Here is a 297-nt window from a genome sequence, read left to right as displayed (position 1 = left end):
CTGGCAGCCGTCGGCGCGCACATTGTTGAGGAAGCCGCGGGTGCGGAAGGCGAACAGGCCGGGCTTGCGCACGTCGATGTCGTCGCCGTTGTTGAGCTCGATGCTCATGACGTCGAGCGCGTTGCCCTTGCCGTGCTCGGACAGGACGCCTTCGCCGGCGATGTTGCGGCAGGAATAGCTGGACCCCTGGTGGATGGTCCTGACGCCTGAGAAATAACGCCAGCGAGCGGCAGGCACCAGCTCGTTCCTGGTCCAGGTTGCGAAGGTGGCAGCCATGTTGCAGGTCAGCGTCGCGGC

1 protein-coding gene is annotated in these 297 nt (G+C 65.7%); it reads right to left on the bottom strand.

Features of this window, described 5'->3' with window-relative positions; all coding sequences use genetic code 11:
• Positions 1-297: extensin family protein (locus tag EN862_RS35625; RefSeq protein ID WP_193771650.1), on the bottom strand; the 297-nt coding region annotated here is incomplete at both ends.

The sequence above is a fragment of the Mesorhizobium sp. M2E.F.Ca.ET.219.01.1.1 genome, from assembly GCF_004016445.2.
In the GTDB taxonomy this organism is placed as follows: Bacteria; Pseudomonadota; Alphaproteobacteria; order Rhizobiales; family Rhizobiaceae; genus Mesorhizobium.
This window is presented reverse-complemented; position numbering and strand designations above follow the sequence as displayed.